The organism is Streptomyces rubrogriseus, assembly GCF_027947575.1.
Classification (GTDB): domain Bacteria; phylum Actinomycetota; class Actinomycetes; order Streptomycetales; family Streptomycetaceae; genus Streptomyces; species Streptomyces rubrogriseus.
On sequence record NZ_CP116256.1, the window covers coordinates 3,899,155 to 3,917,896 of the forward strand.

Below are 18,742 nucleotides of genomic sequence, written 5' to 3' on the forward strand. Positions count from 1 at the left end.
TGGTCAGGTGGGGGCGGGCCCCGTGGACTCGCGTACGACCAGGCGCGGCCGTTCGGCGAGAGCGGTGTCCTCGACCTCCTCGCCGCACAGGGCGAGCAGCATGCGCGCGGCCGCCGCGCCCACCCGCTGCACCTGCTGGTCGACCGTGGTCAGCCGGGGATGGAGCCAGGAACCGAGCGGCAGGTTGTCGTAGCCGACGACGGACACGTCCCGGGGAACGGCCAGTCCGGCGCGCTGCGCGGTGCCGATGCCGCAGACCGCCATCGAGTCGTTGGCGTACACGATCGCGGTGGGCCGGTCGGCGGAGTCCAGGAGCGCCTCGGTGGCACCGACGGCGCGCCGCTCGCTGAAGTCGGTGGGCAGCACCGCGAACGGGCGCAGGCCCGCCTCGCGCAGGGCGCCCTCGAAGGCCGCCCTGCGCACACGCGTGTGCTGGAGTTCGGGCGGCCCGCTGACGTAGGCGACGCGCCGGTGGCCGAGACCCAGCAGGTGCGCGACGGCCTCGGTGATCCCCGCGCCCTGGTCGCGCAGTCCGACGCGCGGGACGACGGCCGTGTCGTCGGGCGATCCGAGCAGCACCGCGGGAAGTCCGAGCCGGGCGAGCAGCGCGGGACGGGCGTCGTCGTCGCGGGCGTCGGTGAGCACGGCGCCGTCCACCCGGCCCTCGGCCGCGAGCCGCTCGTACAGCGCGTTCTCCTCGCGGTGACCGCTGACCAGGTGCAGCAGCAGTCCGTAGCCGCGCGGCGCCAACTCGCCCTCTATGCCGGTGATCAGCTCGCTGAAGTGCGGGTCGGAGCCCAGCACGTCCGTGGGGCGCCGGACCACCAGGGCGAGGCTGCGGGTGCGCGCGTTGCGCAGGGCCGCGGCGGAGGCACTGGGCGACCAGCCCAGCTCCAGCGCGGCGTCCAGGATCCGGCGGCGGGTCGCCTCGGAGAGCCGGCCCTTGTTGTTGAAGGCCTGGGACACGGCGGCCGTCGACACCCCGGCCGCCGCCGCGACCGCCTTGATCGTGGGCCGGCGTGCGGCCCGCTCGGTGGAGACGCTCACATCTTCACCGCCCCGCTGACCAGGGCCTGCTGCATGCGCTTCTGGAGCAGGGTGTAGACGAGCCACACCGGCACCAGTGTCAGTACCGTGCCCGCCGTCAGCACGCCGTAGTCCGTGCCGGTGATCGACTTCAGCGTGGGCAGGGCCACCTGGACCGTGCGCTGCGCCGGGTCCGGTCCGATGATGACCAGCGAGTACAGGTACTCGTTCCAGAAGGTCAGGAAGTTCAGCAGCAGCACCGTGGCGATGCCCGGCAGGCACATCGGCGTGTACACGTGCCGCAGCACCGCGAAGGTGGACGCCCCGTCCAGCCGGGCGGCCTCCTCCATCTCCGGCGGGATGGTGCGCATGAACTGCACCAGGATCACCACCGACAGCGGCAGCGCCGTCGCGGGCAGGAACAGCACCATGAAGATCCGGGTGTGGAACAGCCCCGTGGCCGCCGCGAGCAGGAAGGTGGGGAAGAGCGCCGCGAACGTCGGGATCAGGAAGCCCAGCGAGAAGACCTTCTCGACCACGCCCGCCAGCCGCCCGGTCGAACGCGCCAGCGCGAACGAGGCCGGGATCGCCAGCAGCAGGGTCAGCGCCAGCGAGAAGACCGTCACCAGCGCCGAGTTGACGACCGCGAGCCCGAGGTCGGCGCTCTCGAACGCGGTCCGGAAGTTGCCCAGCCCCAGGGAGGACGGCGGCGCGAAGGGGTGCGCGAAGATCTCGTCGTTCGACTTGAACGCCGAGGCGAGGAAGTAGTACAGCGGGACGACGAGCAGTACCGCGTACGTCCACACCAGGATGTGGGCCGGGAGCCAGCGCTTGCCGAGCTTCATCAGTGCTGCTCCGATCAGTAGTTCTGGCGGAAGACGCGGCGGATCGTCAGCAGCCCGACGAGTCCGGCGAGGAAGAGGAGGACGCCGACGGTCTGGCTGTAGCCGAGGTCGGCGGCGATGAACGCCTTCTGGTAGACGAGGAACGACAGCGTGGTGGACGACGTTCCGGGGCCGCCCTGCGTCAGCAGCAGCACGTGCTGCGCGGAGCCGAACAGCGTCCACAGGAACTGCAGCATCGTCACCACGCCCACGTAGTCGCGGATGACGGGGAAGTGGACCGACCACATCGTCCGCCAGTGCCCCGCCCCGTCCAGTTGCGCGGCCTCGCCCAACTCGTCCGGCACGCTGCCCAGCCGGGCGGCGAACAGTACGGCGGTGAAGCCGATGCCCGCCCAGATGTCCAGGGCGATCAGACACGCCAGGGCCGTCGACGGCGAGGCCAGCCAGGCGTCGGCGAGGGAACCGAGGCCGACGCTCTCCAGCCCGCCGTTGAGCAGGCCGTCCGGCGACAGCGCCGCGTAGAACACCATCGCCTTCGCGGGCGTCGAGATCAGCCCCGGGATGAAGAGCAGGTACCGGACGACCCGGTGACCGGGCGGGCGCTGGGCCACGTAGTACCCCAGCATGAACGCGCAGACGATCATCACCGGGACGGCGACGGCCAGTTGTGCGGCGGTGTTGCGGACCGCGTCCCAGAACACCGGGTCGTCCAGCACCACCCGGGCGTTGTCGAGACCGGCGAAGGACACCGGCTGGAGCATGCCGGGCCAGTGCAGGGCCGCGATCACGAAGATCGCGAGGAGCGGCCCGACCATGAAGACCAGGTACCAGACCAGCGCGGGCACCGCGAGCACGGTGCCGCCCTGCCGGCGCCGGCCCGCGGCCGGGGCGGGGAGGGCGGCGGGACGGACCTGCGGGCCGCGCTCCCGTCCGGCGTCGTCGTGAGCGTCGTCATGCGGTGACTCCCGGGGAACGGGTGGAACGGGGGAGGGGGAGAGGGAGGGTGAGGGGGGCGAGGGAGAGCCGGGCGGCGGAGCCGTCGGTGTCCGGGCGGGTCATGCGGACCGGTACGCGGACTCGAGGGCGGCGCGCACCCGGGCCGGGCTGGTGCCCCGGGTGAACGAGGTAGAGGTCGCGGTGATCAGCGGCTGCGCGGCCGCGGGCGGCACGTACACGTCGGGCAGCAGCACCTGGCTCACCTCGGAGCCCAGCCGCTGAGCCGCCCCGACCAGTGGGAAGCCGGTGGAGACGGCGTCCGTGCGCAGGGCCATGTCCCGGCCGCTCTCCGTCACGAACCGCGCCACGACGTCCGGGCGGTACATGAACCGCAGGAACTTCTCGACCTGCTCGATCTTGCGGACGCCGTTGGGGCTGATCCAGAAGCCGATGAGGGTGTAGGCGCGGATGACGGTGGGACCGTCGTGCGCCGCCCCGTCGGCCAGCGGCCAGCCGCCGACCTCCGTGTGCCCGGCCACCTTCTCGGGCACCTTGGCCAGCGCGGAGGACATCGCCGACTGGACGGCCGCCTCCTCGGTGTTGAACTGCGTGGTCATCGAGTCGGAGGTGAGGCCCTGGGCCTTGTCCGCGAACACACCGGCGTCGCGCAGGTGCGCGAAGTACTCGATGCCCAGGCGTGCGCCGCGCCCGCCGAAGTCACCCGTGGAGTAGACGTGCCGGGCCTCGTCCTGGGACAGGAACGTCTGGATGATCTGCGCCAGCAGCTTCTGGCCGGTCCAGTCGTTGCCGCCCACGGTCACCGGGGCGATGCCCTTGGCGCGGAGCTTGCGGGCCGCGGCGATCAGCTGGTCCCCCGTGCTGGGGATCGCGTCGACCCCGGCCCGGTCGAGCAGGGCGCGGTTGTAGGCGACGGGCCAGTTGGTGGCGAAGTAGGGGAAGGCCCGGACCCGGCCCTCGTCGTCCGTCCAGTCGGCCAGCGCGGCGGGCAGGACGCGCCCGCGCAGCCCCCAGTCGTCGAGATAGGGCCGGACGTCGACGGTCGCGCCGACGTCCGTCCAGGCCAGCGTCTTGTCGTACAGGTTGACCATCACGACGTCGGCCTCCTTGCGGGCCAGCCGTGAGGTCTCGTAGACCTGGGCGAGGTCGTCGCCGTTGACGAGGTTCTTGACCTTCACCCCCGGGTTCTCCTCGCGGAAGCGGTCCACGGCCGCGAGATACGTGGGGGAGCCCGGCGCGGTGGTGCCGAGCTGGGTGTGGACGACGAGGGTGTCCGGGTCGGAGTCCGCCGACGCCAGCGACGAGCAGCCGGACAGAGCGGGCAGGGCAGCGGCCGCGGCCAGACCGGAACCGGCGGCGAGCAGTTCGCGCCGTGTCAGCGATGAGCGCACAGGGGTGGTCTCCAACCAAGCGGTTAACGATTGGTTAATCGATGTACCTCGTGAGGTGCGAGGACTGTATGGAGTGGCGGGACCACGGTCAAGGGGGTGGCGCGGGGAGATTTCCGGAGCCGTGCGCGATGCGGGCTGCCTGGTCAGGCCGTCGCCGCGTCCTCCGCCGCGTCCTGCACGCCGAGACCGAGCCGGTCCGTCACGGTGGTCAGGGCCGGTCCCAGCGGGAGCGCGATCCTGGTGACGGCCAGCCGGTCGCCACGGGTGGCGTCGCGGTTGACGATCAGGACCGGCTTGCCCTCCTCGGCCGCCTGGCGGACGAAGCGGAGCCCGGACATCACCGTCAGCGAGGAGCCGAGGACCAGCAGCGAGGACGCTGTGCGCACCAGCTCGCGGCAGTGTTCGACGCGGCGCGGCGGTACGTTCTCGCCGAAGAACACCACGTCCGGTTTGAGGATGCCGCCGCACACCGTGCACGGCACCACCCGGAAGTCCCCGACCTGCTCGTCGGTGAGGTCGGCGTCGCCGTCCGGGTTGATCCCGGCGGCCACCGGCGAGAAGCCGACGTTGGCCTCCTCCAGGCGCCGGGCGAGTTCACGGCGCGGGCTGAGGACGCCGCACGACAGGCAGACGACCCGGTCCAGGCTGCCGTGCAGTTCCACGACGCCCTCGCTGCCCGCGGCCTGGTGCAGACCGTCGACGTTCTGGGTGATCACGCCGGTGAGCAGGCCGTGCCGCCCGAACGCCGCCACCGACCGGTGTCCCGCGTTGGGCCGGGCGCGGCCGAAGGTGCGCCAGCCGAGGTGACTGCGCGCCCAGTACCGGCGGCGGGCCTCGGGGTGGGCGGTGAAGTCCTGGTAGGTCATCGGGGTGTGCCGGCTCAGGCTGCCGCCCTCGCCCCGGTAGTCGGGGATGCCCGACTCCGTGGAGATGCCCGCCCCGCTGAGCACCAGCACCCCGCCGGCCCGCAGCGCGTCGGCGACGGGCGCCAGGTCCGTGGTGCCCGGCGGCAGGTCCGCTCCCGGGGTCCAGCTCAGAGTGGGCCGCATGCGCATGCGGCAAGGGTACGGAACGCGCCCCCGTCCCCGGCGTGGCGGGGCGCACACCGACGTCGCCCGCCTCCGGAGCGCCGCCGCCACCCGCCCGCCACCGCGCCCGGACTGCCCCGGCATGACCTTTTCCGTCCCGGGTGACAGACTTGCACTGTCCAGGGGGCCGTGAGGCTCCTGCCGGGAGAGGCGGCCTGGCCGGGAGTGGTCGATGTTCCGCAAGCGTCCCGCACCTGACGGTGAAGAGCTGCTCGCCCGGCTGGCCTCACTGACCACACGGGCGAAGGAGCTCGCCGAACTGCGGCGGTCGCAGGTGGAGCTGGCGATCGCCCTGCAGCGCGACATGCTCCCCGCGGACCTGCCCGCCGTCCCCGGCATCCACCTGGCCGCGTGCTATTCGCCCGCGTACGCCGGGCTCAACGTGGGCGGCGACTGGTACGACGCCTTCGCTCTCCCCGACGGCCGCATCGGCCTCTCCGTCGGCGACGTCCAGGGCCACGCCATCGACGCGGCCGCCTTCATGGGCCAGGTCCGGGTCGGCCTGCGGGCGCTGGCCTCCGTGACCAGCGAGCCCGGTGACCTGCTGGCCTGCACGAACGAGCTGGTCCTGTCCCTCAACAAGGACCTGTTCGCCACCTGCACCTTCATGCGCTACGACCCGGCGACCGGCCTTCTGGAGAGCGCCCGGGCCGGCCACATCCCCTGCGTGCGGGCCACGGCGGACGGCAGGGCGGAGGTCTGCCGGGACGAGGGCGGACCCCCGCTGGGCGTCCTGGAGGGCACCGAGTACCCGGTGACCCGGTACCGGCTCGCCACCGGCGGAGTGTTCGTCCTGGTCACGGACGGCGTGGTGGAGGGACCCTCGCTGAGCGTCGACGAGGGCCTGGAACGGGTGGTGCGACTGGCGAGCCTCGCCGCCGCCGTCGGCATGGAGGCGGACGCGCTGGCGGCCGCCGTGCTGAAGAACGCCGAGCTGATCGGTCACGAGGACGACGCGGCCGTGCTCGTCGTCGGCCATGACAGGCGCGGCGCTACGCGCGGCGTTACGCCGTAGGGCGTCACGGGGCACCCCTCGCCTCGCCGACCCGGCGGCACCGGTGTCTGATGGCTGCTGTGGTGGGTATCCGTGCGTGGCCTCGACCGGTCGTCCTCACCTGCGCGACGCTGCTGCTCGCCGGCTGCTACTACGCGGCGGGACGGCTGGGGCTGTCGCAGCAGCTGACCGCAGATGGTTCGACCGTCACGCCCATCTGGCCGCCCACCGGCCTCGCGGTCGCCTGCCTGCTCCTGTTCGGTCCGTGGTGCGTGCCGGGCATCGCCCTCGGCGCGCTGCTGGTCATCGTCTCCCTGGGAGCCCCCGGGCCCGAGGCCGCGGGCATCGTGGCGGGCAACACCGCCGCCCCCGTCTGCGCCTGGCTGCTGCTGCGCGCGGTCGGGTTCCGGTTGAGCCTGAGCCGGCTGCGCGACGGACTGGCCCTCGTCTTCCTGGGGGCGCTGACCGCGATGCTGATCAGTTCGGGCACCGGCATCGGCATGCTCCTGCTGTCGGGCAAACTCCCCACCGACCACCTCGGTATCGTCTGGCTGGCCTGGTGGGTCGGTGATGCCATGGGCGTCGTCCTCGTCACCCCGCTGCTGCTCCTGCTGTACCGCGCCCGCCTGCCGCCCCCGTCCGCGCGCTGGCCCGAGGCCGCCGCGCTCACCGCGGTCGTGTGCGTCCTGGTGCCGCTGATCATGTACAGCTCGGTCAGCGTGCTGTTCCTCGCCTACCCGATCCTGATCTGGTCGGCGCTGCGCTTCCAGCTCGCGGGCGGCATCCCGTGCGCCCTGTTCGTGTCGGTGACGGCCACCGTCGTGGCCCGGCAGGGGGCCGGCTCCTTCGGGAAGCTGACCGACGTCGAGACGATGATGAAGCTCCAGGCGTTCAACGGGACCCTGGGGCTGACCGCGCTCCTGCTCTCCGCGGTGATCAGCGAACAGCTCAACACCAGACGGTCGGTGGAGCGCGCCTGCCACGAGCTGGTCGAGGCGCTGCAGCACCTGAACGCCGGCGGCTCCGGGGCACCGGGTCAGCCCGGCGGAGACGGCCGGTGAGCGCGGTGCCGGGCTCGCTCCCGCCGGCGGCACCCGCCCGGACGGCACTCGTCCGGGCAAGTGCGCGCGGGCGTCAGAAGTCGTAGTCGTCGATGTTCCCGGCGTCGAAGACCGTCGGCTCGCCGAGGGTGATGACCCCGTTCCCGGTGAGCTGGAACCAGCCCATGTCCCCGGCCAGGAACATCTGCCCCTCCCGGCCGGTGATCTGCCCGGAGGCGAGGGCCACCGCGGCGTGACCGGCCAGCTCGCCGAGCTTGGCCGGGTCCCACAGCAGGAACGCCTCCACCGTGCCGTCCTTGATGTAGGGACGCATGTCGTTGGGGGCGCCGAGCCCGGTGAGCTTCACCTCGCCCTTGTACTCCGACTGGGACAGGTACTTCGCGGCCGCCTTGATCCCGTTGGTGGTGGGGGAGATGATCCCCTTCAGCTTCCCGTGCTCCCGGAGCAGTTCCTCGGCTTTCTGGTACGACTTCTCGGCCTCGTCGTCGCCGTAGACGACGTCCACCAGCCGCATCTCCTTGTACCGCGGATCCTCCAGCTCCCTCTTGATGCTGCTGATCCAGGCGTTCTGGTTGGTCGCCGTCTGGGCGGCGGACAGGATCGCGATGTCGCCCCGGTAGCCGGTCTGCTCGCCGAGCAGTTCCAGCTGCCGTACGGCGATGTCCTCGGCGCTCGCGGGGGAGACGAAGGCGTAGCGGCACTCCGGCTTCGTGTCGGAGTCGTACGTGACGACCTTGACGCCCTCTGCCATGGCCTTCTTGAGGGCGTCGCACAGCGCGTCGGGGTCCAGCGCCGAGACGGCGATCGCGTCGGCCTTCTGCTCGGTGAGGCCGTTGATGTGCGACACCTGCCCGGAGGCGTCGGCGCCCTGGTCCGTGCCCACCTCCTTGAAGGTCGACCCCAGTGACTTGACGGCGCGCTCCCCGCCCCGGTCGGCGACCGCGAAGTACGGGGTGTTGACCTGCTTGGGAAGGAAGCCGACGGTCAGACCCGTCTTGGTGGGCGCGTTGGGGGAGGCCTCGGCGTTCTTGGCGTTCGTCGCCGTGTCGTCGTCCGCGGGGCCGTCGCCGTCGCCGCATCCGGCGGTGAGCAGACTGAGGGAGGACACGGCGGCGACGAGTACGGAGGCACGGCGTGCGGGGGTCTTGTGCATGTGCTTCTTTCGACGAGTCGACATGCGGCGACCGCAGACCGTTCACCAGGTGCGTTCAGCCATGGCGGTCTTGCGGGTGCGCGGAGGTCGCGTGGGGGCCGCCCGAGCGTGGGGCCAGGGCGCTGAAAGGATTCAATGAAGCTTGACCGGGACGTTAGGCAGAAACACCTTTGTGGTCAATGCACTTGCGGGACACAGTTCTTGAGCCCGCGGCCGCTCAGGCCTGCCCCTGCGGGGGTTCTCAGAGCGAGGCCCGCGTGCCCGTCCCCGACGCTCGGCCGAGTGTGCGGTCGAAGAGGGTGAGCAGCAGGTAGAGCAGGCCGGCACCGAGCATGACCCAGGCCAGCCGGTGCAGGCCGCCGGTGTCGGCGTGCTGCCCGAAGGAGGCCGCGGTCGCGGAGGAGGCGACCATCGAGCCGATGTAGGCGAAGGTGCGCAGCAGCCCGGCGGAGGAGGCGGTGCGCTCCGGATCGGTCTGGAAGTAGACGGAGTTCTGCAGGGCCAGATTGTTCAGCCCCTGCGGGACGCCGAAGATCAGGGCGACCAGCAGCAGCATCCACAGCGGGCTGTCCCCGCCCAGCACCAGGATCACCAGGCACGCGGTGATCTGCCCGACCGCGCCGAGCAGCAGCTTCCCCCGGACGCTCGTGCTGCGCCCCGAGACGATGGACACCCCTATCGCCAGCAGGAACATGGGGATCTGCGCCAGGCCGGCGTGGAAGGGGCTCAGCCCGAAGCCCTCCTCGGTCCACTGGGTGAAGCCGTAGAGGAAGGAGTACGAGACGACGTAGGCGACGAGCGCCCGCCCGTAGGTGGCCAGGAGCGGGACGTTGCCGCCGAGCACCCGCAGGTCTATGAAGGGCGTGGCCGCCCGCAGTTCCCGTACCGCGAACGCCGCTCCCGCGGCGGCGGCGAGCGCGAGCAGGTACCAGTCGCGCAGGTGCGGGTTCATCAGGAAGAGCAGCAGCGCGACGAGCATCGCGGCGAACAGTCCCATGCCGGGCAGATCGAGCCGGGCGGCCAGGTTCCCGCGCGGTGTGGGTCCACCCGCGGCTTGCGCCATGGACTTCGCCATGGACTGCGCCGTGGGCTTCGCCTCGGGGCTCTTCGCCTTGGGCAGCCGCAGCAGCCCCAGCAGTACGGCCGCGAGGGCCAGGGGCACGTTCAGCGCGAAGGTGGCGCGCCAGCCGCCCACCGCGATCAGCAGGCCGCCCAGCAGCGGGCCGACGACTGCGACGGTCTGGTTGGCCACGGCCAGCGCGGTGAGCACCCCGCCGGGGCTGTCCCGTCCGGTGCGCTCGGCCTCGCTGCGCACCAGGGCCATCGCGGCGGGATAGCCGGCGCAGGTGCCGAACCCGAGCAGGACCCGCGCGCCGATCAGCACTCCCAGGCCGGGAGCCAGTGCGCCCACGACACCGGCGACGCCGACGAGGCCGGTACTGAGGAGGAAGAGCCGGCGCGGCCCGAAGACGTCGATGAGCCTGCCGACGACCGGCTGACCGAGCGACGTGGCCAGATAGAGCGCGGAGACGAGCCAGGCGGTCTGCGTGGCCGGTGCGCCGAGCGCTCTGCCGATCGGGACGAGGGCGACCGCGATGATCGTCGAGTTGATCGGGTTGAGCACCGAACCGAGCAGCATCGGCGGCAGCAGTCCGCGGTCGAAGCCGGGCTTGTCCGTGCCGACCTCGGAGCGGCCCGCCTTCGCGTCAGTCACGGTTCAATCGCTCCAGTACGGCCATGGCCGCGATCACGGTGCGCCGTTCCTCCTCGGTGCACCTGTCCTGCAACCGCTCGGCGAGCCATTCCGTGCGTACCTGCCGCCCTTCCTCCACGCGGCGGACGCCCTCGGGGGTCAGCGTGATCAGCAGGCGCCGCCCGTCGTCCGGGTCGGGGCGCCGCTCGACCAGCCCCATGGAGGCGAGTGCGGTGACCGTCGCCGTCATCGACTGGTGTCTGACCCCTTCGATCGCGGCGAGTTCGCTGGCCGTGACGCTCCCCTGGTCGGACAGCCGGGCCAGCACCGAGGACTGGCCGAGGGTGAGGTCCTCGACCTCGGAGGCCTTGAGGATGCGTCGGCGCAACCGGCTGATGACCGCGCGGACCTCCCGCGAGGCCTGGACCGCCGACGGTGAAGGACTCTCGTTCTCGCTCATGCCCCCAGGCTAATGTCCACAGCTCGGACTGTACAGCTTTAGCTGTATGTATGGTCCGTACGGGTGGCCGGGAGGACTCTTGCGCAGACTGCAATGACTTGCCCACGTCAAATCTGGCGGTCCATCATGTGACGACCGGTGCGCGGACGACTCCCGCCTTCCGCGGGCGAGACCGACGTGAGCGGCCGTCAGCAGCCGACGGCCGACTCCGCACGGGTGGCGAGTCTGCCCGGACCGACGTCCGTCCGCGTGGCCCGGCGGGTCCACGGCGGCCTCGTCGAGTACGACGGCTACAGCAACGACGCCTGGTCGTACCTGCCCGACCACGGCGGCTACGTGTCCGACCTCTTCATCCACGTCGACGACGCCCGGCTCCCAGGAGTGCCCACATGCCGACCCCCTCGTCCCGGCGCCGCGGATCCGCCCCGCGGCGCAGACCCCGTACCGCACGCGCCCTGACCGGCACGGTGTGCCTGCTCGCCCTCTCCGGTACGACGCTCGCCGCCGCGCCCGCCCCGGCCGCGGACCCCGTGCCGCCCGCTCCGGTGTCCTGGCGCGCGAACCTGTCCAGGACCGGCGCCGACGACGTCAACGTCCGGTACGACACGGGCGCCCTGCGGGTGCGGGACGGCTCCCTCGGCCCCGCCTCCCTCGGCCGGGACCGCGGCTACGCCTCCGCCGTACTGGACCCGCACCACGTCGACCGGCCCGTCGACCGGGTCGCCGTGGACCTCGACGCGACGGTGCCCGGCACGGCGGGCGTCGAGGTCGACGTGCGCGGGCGCGCGGCCGACGGCACCTGGACCGAGTGGCGGCGGGCGGCGCCCGGTGCCCCCGCCGAGCTGCCCCGCGACGTCGTAGACGTCCAGGCCCGGCTCACCCTGTGGAACGCCAGGGGCGGGCCCACCGCGGCCGTGCGCGCGGTGACCCTGACGGCCGACGACGCGGGCACCGCGCCCGCCGAGCCCGCCCCGGCCACCAGGGCCGCCGCCTTCTCCGCCCGCGTCTACGCCACCCGGGAGGGCCTCGTCGGGCACACCACCGCCAACGGTCACGTCATCCGGGCGAACGACCACTTCGTGGCACTCCCCTCCCGCCGCGCACTGTCGCCGAACGGCAGCGGCCAGTACTCGGTGCAGGTGTGCGGGCCGGCCCGCTGCGAGACCGCGCCGGTCTGGGACGTCGGTCCGTGGAACACGCACGACGACCACTGGAACCCCTCGGCGCAGCGGGAACAGTGGAAGGACCTGCCGCAGGGGCTGCCCCAGGCGCAGGCCGCCTACGAGGACGGGTACAACGGCGGCCGCGACGAGTTCGGCCGGCAGGTCGCCAACCCGGCCGGCATCGACCTGGCCGACGGCACCTTCTACAACGTCGGCCTGAACGACAACGGCTGGGTGACCGTCACCTACCTGTGGACCGAGGGCGGCGGCGACACCACGTCCTTCCCGACCTGGGGCACCGACGTGAGTGTGCGGCAGCAGGCGACGACCGACTCCACCCGCGTGGCGAGCCTTCCCGGGCCCACGACCGTACGGGTGCGCTGCCAGGTCCACGGCCAGCTCGTGAACTACGAGGGCTACAGCAACGACGCCTGGTCCTACCTGCCCGACTACGGCGGCTACGTCTCCAACATCTTCGTCGACGTGGCCGACTCCTGGCTCCCGGGCGTCCCCACCTGCTGAGCGTCGGGCGGGACCGCTGCCGCGCACAATGGGCGCATGGTTTCCTCTTCCCGGGCCCGCGTCACCGTGCGGGACGATCCGAGGCGGACACGGTCGGTGGCGGCGGCGTCCGCGGCGTCGATCGTCGGCGCCGGACTGGCGCTGAGGGCCGTGGCGGCGGGTGAGGTGGCCAAGTACGGCGGAGACGCGCTGTACACCCTGCTGCTGTTCGCCCTCGTGTTCGTGGCGGCGCCGAGGACGGCACCGGCGAAGGCCGCCGCCCTGGCCCTGGCGGTGAGTTGGGGGGTGGAGTTCCTCCAGCTCAGCGACGTGCCGGCGCACCTCGCCCGGGAGAGTACGGCGGCCCGTCTGGTGCTGGGTTCCACCTTCAACGCACCGGATCTGTTCTGGTACGCGGTGGGCGCGGTGACCGGCCTGCTGGCCGTCAGACGAGCGTGAAGCGCACCGGAGTTCCGGCCACGGCCTGGGCGGCCGCGGCCAGAGCCGATTCCGGGACGACCGCGACGACCGGGTAGCCCCCCGTCGTCGGGTGGTCGTGCAGGAAGATCACCGGGCGGCCGTCCGGCGGGACCTGCACGGCGCCCAGGACCATGCCCTCGCTGGGCAGTTCGCCCGTCGACAGGCGCTGGAGCGGCGGGCCCTCGGTGCGCAGGCCGATGCGGTTGCTGTGCGGGGAGACGCGGTAGGCGGCCGAGGTGAGCGTGCGCAGCGCGGCCGGCGTGAACCAGTCGGCGCGCGGGCCGGGGCGTACCGGCAGGACCAGCTCGGCCGGCGGTCCCGGCCAGGGAGCGGCGACCGGCGGCGGCGCGGGCCGCGCGGGGGCGCCGACCGCCAGGACGTCCCCGTCCCGCAGGGGCGCCGGGCCAAGCCCGGACAGCAGATCCGTCGAACGGCTGCCCAGGACGGGCTCGGCGGCGATGCCGCCCGCGACGGCCACGTACGAGCGGACGCCCCCGGTCACGGCCCCCACGTCCAGGACCGAGCTAGCTGGCACCCGCACCGGGGCGCCCCAGGCGGCCGGCCTGCCGTCGACCGTCACCGCGCAGGGCGCCCCGCCGACCACGGCGGCGACGTCCCGGTCGGGACGCAGGGCGCAGCCGGTGAGCGTCGTCTCCAGGACGGCCGTGTCCGGGTCGTTGCCGAGGAGGCGGTTGGCGAGCCGCATCGCGGGCGCGTCCAGCGCACCGGAGCGGGGCACGCCCAGGTGGGCGTGGCCGGGTCGGCCCGCGTCCTGCACCGTCGTGAGCGCCCCGGCGCGCACCGTCGTGAGTCTGGTGGTCATGCCCCGGCCTCCGGGCTCGTGCCGGCCGCCGGATCGTCGCCGGTCCCGGAACCGGGGCCCGGACCGGTGCCGTCCGCCGTGGCGCCGTCCGCCGTGACAAATCGCACACGAGTCCCCGGCGTGAGGAGCGCCGCCCGCTCCCGGGCCGGGTCCCACAGCGGCCGTGGGTCGGGCATGGTGCCGATCAGCTGCCACCCGCCCGGCGTGGCGCGGGGGTAGACCGCGCTGTAGGGACCGGCGAGGGCCACCGCGCCGGCCGGGACACGGGTCCTGGGCGTGGACCGGCGGGGGACGTGCAGCCGAGGGGGCAGTCCGGTGAGATAGCCGAACCCGGGGGCGAAGCCGCAGAACGCGACCCGGTAGGTGTACGAGCGGTGGAGGGCACCGACCTCGTCCGGCCCGACGCCCCACAGCGCCGCCACGTCGGCCAGGTCCGGCCCGTCGTAGCGCACGGGTATCTCCACCACGGCGCCCGTGTCGTCCGCGACCGGCGGCACCTGCCAGTCGGCGATCAGGCGGGCCAGCGCGTCCGGGTCCGGCACGCCGTCCAGCAGGACGGTCCGCGCCCCCGGCACGACCTCGGTGACCGGCGGCAGGGTCCCGGCGGCGCGACGGCGCAGCACCTCCGCGTGGAAGGCCGCGGTGTGCTCGGCGTCGCGCAACTCCACCAGGAGGGCGTGGCGGCCCGCCGGGCGCGCCGTGAGGGGCCGTCCGTCCGTCATGCGAACGCCCCGATCCCCACCCCGGCCGTCTCCAGCGCCTCGCGCACCCGGGCCGCGATCCGGGCGGCGTTCGGGGTGTCGCCGTGCACGCACAGGGAGCGGGCGGCGACCGCGACGGCCGTACCGTCCACGGCCTCGACGGAGCCCTCCACGGCGAACGCCAGCGCGCGGCGCACCACCGCGTCCTCGTCCGTCACCACCGAGCCCGCCTCGCTGCGGGGGACCAAGCTGCCCGCCGCGGTGTACGCACGGTCCGCGAAGGCCTCCGGGACGCCGGTGAGGCCCGCCTCCGCGGCGGCCGTGAGCAGCCGCGAGCCCGGGAGGCCGAGCACGGGCAGCGCGCCGCCGGCCAGCCGCACCCCGGCCACCACGGCACGGGCCTGGCCCTCGTCGTGGACGGTGCGGTTGTAGAGCGCGCCGTGCGGCTTCACGTAGGCGACCGGGGCGCCGGCGGCCTCGGCGAACACCCGGAGGGCGCCGATCTGGTACGCCACCTCGGCCGCCAGCTCGTCGGCGGGCACGTCCATGGCGCGCCGGCCGAAGCCCGCCAGGTCGCGGTAGGACACCTGCGCCCCGATCCGCACCCCGCGCTCCGCGGCGAGGTCGCAGACGCGGCGCATCACCGAGGGGTCGCCCGCGTGGAAGCCGCACGCGACGTTGGCGCTGGTGACGACGGAGAGCAGGGCGTCGTCGTCGGTGAGGGTCCAGCGGCCGAAGCCTTCACCGAGATCTGCGTTGAGGTCGATCACACCTTGAAAGTAGACGATCGTTGAACGATCCGACAAGAGAAGCCCCGCTCGACTCCCCGCGGACCCGGTGAGGATTCACCTCTTGTTAGATCGTTCAACGATCGCTAGTGTCCGTGCATCTGCCACACATCTGGAGCTATGGTCCCCGGGACCACATGAGTCACGTTCCGAAGCTCCGGATCCGTGCCCTGCCCCCTCATGCCTGAAGAAGGCCACCGAATGATCGTTCTCCTCGGTGTGGTCGTGGTGATCCTCGGATTCGTCACGCGCCGCAACCCCGTCCTCGTGGTGGGCGTCGCCGGTATCGTCACCGGACTGCTCGGCAAGATGAACCCGCTGGAGGTCCTCGCGGCCTTCGGCCGGTCCTTCGCCGACAGCCGCTCGGTCACCGTCTACGCCATCGTGCTCCCGGTGATCGGGCTGCTCGAGCGCTACGGCCTGCGCGAGCAGGCCCGCAACCTCATCGGCCGGCTGGGCAAGCTCAGCGCCGGCCGGTTCCTCACCGTCTACCTGCTGGTCCGGCAGGTCACCGCGGCCTTCGGCCTCAACAGCATCGGCGGCCCGGCACAGACCGTGCGGCCCCTGGTGGCACCGATGGCCGAGGCCGCCGCCGAACGCTCCACCGGGGCCAAGCTGCCCGACAAGCTGCGCGAGAAGGTGCGCTCCTACTCGGCCTCGGCCGACACCGTGGGCGTCTTCTTCGGCGAGGACTGCTTCATCGCGATCGGCTCCATCCTGCTGATCACCGGCTTCGTGAACTCCACGTACCACCAGGACATCGAGCCGACCCAGCTCGCCCTGTGGGCGATCCCGCTGGCCGTCTGCGCCTTCCTCATCCACGGCGCCCGGCTGCTGCTCATGGACAAGCAGCTCGAACGCGAGATGGCGCAGGCCGCCGCCGAACACGACCTGCCGCTTCCCGAGGGGGCCGACAAGTGATCAAGGTCGAATGGCTGTACTGGCTGATAGGCCTCGTCTTCGTCGTCATGGCCGTGCAGATGGCCACCGACCGCAGCAACCCCAAGCGGTGGACGTCCGCCGCCTTCTGGGGCCTGCTCGGACTCACCTTCCCCTACGGCACCGGCGTCGCCAACGCCACCGCGGGCAACGGCGGCTGGACCCTGCCCGCCGAACCGCTCGGTGTCGCCGTCCTCGCCCTGATCGTGCTGGCCGGCTTCAACTTCCTCGGCAAGGGCGTCCCGGTCACCACCACCGGCGAGCAGCGCGAGGCCGCCGCCGCCCGGCTCGGCAACAAGATCTTCGTCCCCGCGCTGACCATCCCGCTGGTCGCCATCGTCTGCGCCTCCGTGCTCGACGAGTCCGGGCTCTTCGAGACCGGCAAGGCCACCCTGCTCGGGCTCGGCCTCGGCTGTGTCGCCGCGCTCGTCGTCGGCATGCTCGTCACCGGCGAGAAGAAGCTCTCCGTCCCGATCCACTCCGGCCGCTCCATGCTGGAGGCGATGGGCTCCGCCCTGTTGCTGCCCCAGCTCCTCGCCGTGCTCGGCTCGATCTTCGCCGCCGCCGGGGTCGGCGACCAGGTCGGCGACATCATGAACAAGGTCCTTCCCGACGACTCGAAGTACTTCGCCGTACTCGCCTACTGCGTCGGCATGTTCCTGTTCACCGTCATCATGGGCAACGCCTTCGCCGCCTTCCCGGTGATGACGGCGGCGATCGGCTGGCCCGTACTCATCCAGCAGATGCACGGCAACGAGCCCGCCGTCCTCGCGATCGGCATGCTGGCCGGCTTCGCCGGCACCCTGTGCACCCCGATGGCCGCCAACTTCAACATCGTCCCGGCCACCCTGCTCGAACTGAAGGACCAGTACGGGCCGATCAAGGCACAGCTCCCGACGGGCATCGCACTGCTCGGCTGCTGCACGGTGATCATGGCGCTCTTCGCCTTCTGACTCCCGCCCCCGCGCCCGCCATCCGACCCGCACGGCAAGGAACGCCCATGACCCGTGTCCTCATCACCGGCTTCGCCCCCTTCGGCGGGGAGCGGGTGAACCCCTCCTGGCAGGCGGCCTCCCTGGTGGCCGCCGAACCGCCCGCCGGGCTCGCGGTCACCGCCGCCGAACTGCCCTGTGTCTTCGGCGAGTCCCTCGACGCCCTGCGCGACGCCATCCGGGCGGACAACCCCGACCTGGTGCTCTGCCTGGGGCAGGCGGGCGGACGCCCGGGGGTCACCGTCGAGCGCGTAGGCATCAACGTCGACGACGCGCGCATCCCCGACAACGCCGGCGGGCAGCCCATCGACGAACCCGTGGTCCCGGACGGCCCCGCCGCGTACTTCTCCACCCTCCCCGTCAAGGCGTGCGTCGCCGCGATGCGCGAGGCGGGGGTCCCGGCCGCCGTCTCCAACACGGCCGGCACCTTCGTCTGCAATCACGTGGCCTACGGCCTCGGCCACCTCATCGCCACCGAGTTCCCCCACATACGGGGCGGCTTCGCGCACGTGCCCTGGGCACCGGAACAGGTACCCGACGGCACCGCGCCCGCCCTCCCGCCCGCCACCGTCGCCCACGGCCTGCGCGCCCTGCTGGCCGCCGCCGCCCGCACCCCCGCCGAGCAGGACCTGAAGGTCACCGAAGGAGCCACCCACTGATGCCGCTCAGCACCCACGCGGCCCCCTTCGCCCAGCTCGCCCTGGCGAACATCACCCGCGAGTACCCCAACTTCCCCGCCCATCTGATCACTTCCGCCGACCAGCGGCTCGAACCCCGCTCGCTGCACCCCGCCTTCTACGGTGCCTACGACTGGCACTCCTCGGTGCACATGCACTGGCTGCTCGTCCGCCTGCTGCGCCGCCACGGCGGCACCCCCGCGCTGCCCGACACCGCGCCTGCCGTCGCCGTGCTCGACCGGCACCTCACCCCCGGCAACCTCGCCACCGAGGCCGCCTACCTGCGCGAGCGCCCGTCCTTCGAGCGCCCGTACGGCTGGGCGTGGCTGCTCGCGCTCGCCGCCGAGTGCCGGGCGCACGGGGGCCCGGAGGGGCAACGGTGGGCCGGAGCCCTGGAACCGGCCGTGGCCGCCGTCGACGCTCTGCTGGCCGACTGGCTGCCCAAGGCCACCTATCCCGTACGCCACGGCAACCACCCCAACAGCGCCTTCGCACTGGGCCTCGCCCTCGACTCGGGCGAACTGTCGGCCGGGACCGAACGGGCCGTACGGGAACGCCTGCTGAGCTGGTTCGCCGACGACCACGACGCGCCCGCGCACTGGGAACCGTCCGGGCAGGACTTCCTGTCCCCGGCGCTCACCGAGGCCGACGCGATGCGCAGGGTCCTCGCGCCGGACCGGCTCGCGCGATGGCTCGACCGCTTCCTGCCCGGGCTCGGGACCGGCGCCCGCTGCGCACTGCTGGAGGTGCCGGTCGTCTCCGACCACGCCGACCCGCAGATCGGCCATCTGCTCGGTCTGACACTCAGCAGGGCCGCCGCGCTGCGTGCCCTGGCCGACGCCCTGCCCGGCGGCCCGGTCCGCGCCCGCCTGGACGAGGCGGCCGGGGCGCATCTCACGGCCGGCCTGCCGGCGGTGGAACGCGGTGACTTCACCACCGACCACTGGCTGGCCACCTTCGCCGCACTGGCCCTCGACCCGGTGGCTCCGCCGGCTGCGCGACACTGACGTCGG

General features: G+C 72.8%; 19 protein-coding genes and 1 pseudogene. 9 read left to right on the forward strand and 11 right to left on the reverse strand.

Annotation, left to right across the window (positions count from 1 at the left end; genetic code table 11):
• Window positions 1-3: 3 nt before the first annotated feature.
• The 5 genes and pseudogenes from Sru02f_RS17840 to Sru02f_RS17860 form a co-directional block, all read right to left on the reverse strand.
• Entirely contained in the window at window positions 4-1,047 is a 1,044-nt protein-coding gene (locus tag Sru02f_RS17840) for a LacI family DNA-binding transcriptional regulator (RefSeq protein ID WP_109031006.1), read from the reverse strand.
• Window positions 1,044-1,871, reverse strand: coding sequence for a carbohydrate ABC transporter permease (locus Sru02f_RS17845; protein WP_003978411.1), 828 nt, complete (start codon window positions 1,869-1,871; stop codon window positions 1,044-1,046). The genes Sru02f_RS17840 and Sru02f_RS17845 overlap by 4 nt, the downstream gene beginning before the upstream one ends.
• Before the next feature lie 14 nt (window positions 1,872-1,885).
• Window positions 1,886-2,826: pseudogene (locus Sru02f_RS17850) on the reverse strand (carbohydrate ABC transporter permease).
• A 100-nt stretch (window positions 2,827-2,926) separates the two neighbouring features.
• The gene (locus tag Sru02f_RS17855) at window positions 2,927-4,216 is read right to left on the reverse strand and encodes an ABC transporter substrate-binding protein (protein WP_109031008.1); all 1,290 of its coding nucleotides are present in this window, start codon (window positions 4,214-4,216) and stop codon (window positions 2,927-2,929) included.
• Between the two features lie 143 nt (window positions 4,217-4,359).
• The gene (locus Sru02f_RS17860) at window positions 4,360-5,271 is read right to left on the reverse strand and encodes an NAD-dependent protein deacetylase (protein WP_109031009.1); all 912 of its coding nucleotides are present in this window, start codon (window positions 5,269-5,271) and stop codon (window positions 4,360-4,362) included.
• 205 nt (window positions 5,272-5,476) lie between these two features.
• On the opposite strand from Sru02f_RS17860, the gene Sru02f_RS17865 reads away from it, so the two are divergent.
• A complete protein-coding gene (locus Sru02f_RS17865) occupies window positions 5,477-6,319 on the forward strand; it encodes a PP2C family protein-serine/threonine phosphatase (protein ID WP_109031010.1) in 843 nt (280 codons plus the stop codon).
• Between the two features lie 50 nt (window positions 6,320-6,369).
• A complete protein-coding gene (locus tag Sru02f_RS17870) occupies window positions 6,370-7,359 on the forward strand; it encodes an MASE1 domain-containing protein (RefSeq protein ID WP_109031011.1) in 990 nt (329 codons plus the stop codon).
• 73 nt (window positions 7,360-7,432) lie between these two features.
• Here Sru02f_RS17870 and rhaS read toward each other — a convergent pair whose 3' ends face one another.
• From rhaS to Sru02f_RS17885, 3 genes are all read right to left on the reverse strand, one after another.
• A complete protein-coding gene (gene rhaS, locus Sru02f_RS17875; RefSeq protein ID WP_109031012.1) occupies window positions 7,433-8,512 on the reverse strand; it encodes a rhamnose ABC transporter substrate-binding protein in 1,080 nt (359 codons plus the stop codon).
• Window positions 8,513-8,753: 241 nt separating this feature from the next.
• Window positions 8,754-10,151, reverse strand: coding sequence for an MFS transporter (locus Sru02f_RS17880; RefSeq protein ID WP_373103724.1), 1,398 nt, complete (start codon window positions 10,149-10,151; stop codon window positions 8,754-8,756).
• A gap of 67 nt (window positions 10,152-10,218) precedes the next feature.
• Window positions 10,219-10,665 carry a MarR family winged helix-turn-helix transcriptional regulator gene (locus Sru02f_RS17885; protein WP_109031014.1) on the reverse strand — a complete coding sequence of 149 codons (447 nt, stop codon included), beginning with the start codon at window positions 10,663-10,665 and terminating at the stop codon, window positions 10,219-10,221.
• Between the two features lie 138 nt (window positions 10,666-10,803).
• On the opposite strand from Sru02f_RS17885, the gene Sru02f_RS17890 reads away from it, so the two are divergent.
• The 3 genes from Sru02f_RS17890 to Sru02f_RS17900 are packed head-to-tail and all read left to right on the forward strand — an operon-like array spanning window position 10,804 to window position 12,788.
• Window positions 10,804-11,124 carry a hypothetical protein gene (locus Sru02f_RS17890; protein ID WP_244941772.1) on the forward strand — a complete coding sequence of 107 codons (321 nt, stop codon included), beginning with the start codon at window positions 10,804-10,806 and terminating at the stop codon, window positions 11,122-11,124.
• Window positions 11,055-12,350 (forward strand): hypothetical protein, encoded by a 1,296-nt coding sequence (locus Sru02f_RS17895; protein ID WP_109031015.1) that lies wholly within the window; start codon window positions 11,055-11,057, stop codon window positions 12,348-12,350. Before Sru02f_RS17890 ends, Sru02f_RS17895 begins: the two co-directional genes overlap by 70 nt.
• Window positions 12,351-12,386: 36 nt before the next feature.
• Window positions 12,387-12,788, forward strand: coding sequence for a ribosomal maturation YjgA family protein (locus Sru02f_RS17900; RefSeq protein WP_109031016.1), 402 nt, complete (start codon window positions 12,387-12,389; stop codon window positions 12,786-12,788).
• Here the strand turns inward: Sru02f_RS17900 and Sru02f_RS17905 are convergent.
• From Sru02f_RS17905 to Sru02f_RS17915, 3 genes are read right to left on the reverse strand one after another with little or no spacing between them, the layout of a single operon-like run.
• A complete protein-coding gene (locus Sru02f_RS17905) occupies window positions 12,775-13,632 on the reverse strand; it encodes a 5-oxoprolinase subunit C family protein (RefSeq protein ID WP_373103475.1) in 858 nt (285 codons plus the stop codon). The two genes, Sru02f_RS17900 and Sru02f_RS17905, sit on opposite strands and share 14 nt — an antisense overlap.
• Window positions 13,629-14,354, reverse strand: a complete 726-nt coding sequence (locus Sru02f_RS17910; protein WP_109031018.1) for a 5-oxoprolinase subunit B family protein — start codon at window positions 14,352-14,354, stop codon at window positions 13,629-13,631. The genes Sru02f_RS17905 and Sru02f_RS17910 overlap by 4 nt, the downstream gene beginning before the upstream one ends.
• On the reverse strand, window positions 14,351-15,103 hold the full coding sequence (locus tag Sru02f_RS17915; protein WP_109031019.1) for a LamB/YcsF family protein: 753 nt from the start codon (window positions 15,101-15,103) through the stop codon (window positions 14,351-14,353). The genes Sru02f_RS17910 and Sru02f_RS17915 overlap by 4 nt, the downstream gene beginning before the upstream one ends.
• Window positions 15,104-15,322: 219 nt before the next feature.
• On the opposite strand from Sru02f_RS17915, the gene Sru02f_RS17920 reads away from it, so the two are divergent.
• The 4 genes from Sru02f_RS17920 to Sru02f_RS17935 are packed head-to-tail and all read left to right on the forward strand — an operon-like array spanning window position 15,323 to window position 18,736.
• A complete protein-coding gene (locus Sru02f_RS17920; RefSeq protein ID WP_052841386.1) occupies window positions 15,323-16,042 on the forward strand; it encodes a DUF969 domain-containing protein in 720 nt (239 codons plus the stop codon).
• Window positions 16,039-17,013: a DUF979 domain-containing protein gene (locus tag Sru02f_RS17925; RefSeq protein ID WP_109031020.1), complete on the forward strand. Its 975-nt coding sequence runs from the start codon at window positions 16,039-16,041 to the stop codon at window positions 17,011-17,013. The genes Sru02f_RS17920 and Sru02f_RS17925 overlap by 4 nt, the downstream gene beginning before the upstream one ends.
• A gap of 47 nt (window positions 17,014-17,060) precedes the next feature.
• Window positions 17,061-17,711, forward strand: a complete 651-nt coding sequence (pcp, locus tag Sru02f_RS17930) for a pyroglutamyl-peptidase I (protein ID WP_109031021.1) — start codon at window positions 17,061-17,063, stop codon at window positions 17,709-17,711.
• Entirely contained in the window at window positions 17,711-18,736 is a 1,026-nt protein-coding gene (locus Sru02f_RS17935; protein ID WP_109031022.1) for a DUF2891 domain-containing protein, read from the forward strand. The genes pcp and Sru02f_RS17935 overlap by 1 nt, the downstream gene beginning before the upstream one ends.
• Window positions 18,737-18,742 lie beyond the last annotated feature (6 nt).

What these genes read in the sequence shown, in the direction of transcription:
- Sru02f_RS17845 (WP_003978411.1), bottom strand. Translation starts at nt 1,871, where the DNA reads ATGAAGCTCGGCAAGCGCTGGCTCCCGGCCCACATCCTGGTGTGGACG.
- Sru02f_RS17860 (WP_109031009.1), bottom strand. Translation starts at nt 5,271, where the DNA reads ATGCGCATGCGGCCCACTCTGAGCTGGACCCCGGGAGCGGACCTGCCG.
- Sru02f_RS17865 (WP_109031010.1), top strand. Translation starts at nt 5,477, where the DNA reads ATGTTCCGCAAGCGTCCCGCACCTGACGGTGAAGAGCTGCTCGCCCGG.
- Sru02f_RS17870 (WP_109031011.1), top strand. Translation starts at nt 6,370, where the DNA reads ATGGCTGCTGTGGTGGGTATCCGTGCGTGGCCTCGACCGGTCGTCCTC.
- rhaS (WP_109031012.1), bottom strand. Translation starts at nt 8,512, where the DNA reads ATGCACAAGACCCCCGCACGCCGTGCCTCCGTACTCGTCGCCGCCGTG.
- Sru02f_RS17880 (WP_373103724.1), bottom strand. Translation starts at nt 10,151, where the DNA reads ATGCTGCTCGGTTCGGTGCTCAACCCGATCAACTCGACGATCATCGCG.
- Sru02f_RS17885 (WP_109031014.1), bottom strand. Translation starts at nt 10,665, where the DNA reads ATGAGCGAGAACGAGAGTCCTTCACCGTCGGCGGTCCAGGCCTCGCGG.
- Sru02f_RS17895 (WP_109031015.1), top strand. Translation starts at nt 11,055, where the DNA reads ATGCCGACCCCCTCGTCCCGGCGCCGCGGATCCGCCCCGCGGCGCAGA.
- Sru02f_RS17900 (WP_109031016.1), top strand. Translation starts at nt 12,387, where the DNA reads ATGGTTTCCTCTTCCCGGGCCCGCGTCACCGTGCGGGACGATCCGAGG.
- Sru02f_RS17905 (WP_373103475.1), bottom strand. Translation starts at nt 13,632, where the DNA reads ATGACCACCAGACTCACGACGGTGCGCGCCGGGGCGCTCACGACGGTG.
- Sru02f_RS17910 (WP_109031018.1), bottom strand. Translation starts at nt 14,354, where the DNA reads ATGACGGACGGACGGCCCCTCACGGCGCGCCCGGCGGGCCGCCACGCC.
- Sru02f_RS17920 (WP_052841386.1), top strand. Translation starts at nt 15,323, where the DNA reads ATGATCGTTCTCCTCGGTGTGGTCGTGGTGATCCTCGGATTCGTCACG.
- pcp (WP_109031021.1), top strand. Translation starts at nt 17,061, where the DNA reads ATGACCCGTGTCCTCATCACCGGCTTCGCCCCCTTCGGCGGGGAGCGG.
- Sru02f_RS17935 (WP_109031022.1), top strand. Translation starts at nt 17,711, where the DNA reads ATGCCGCTCAGCACCCACGCGGCCCCCTTCGCCCAGCTCGCCCTGGCG.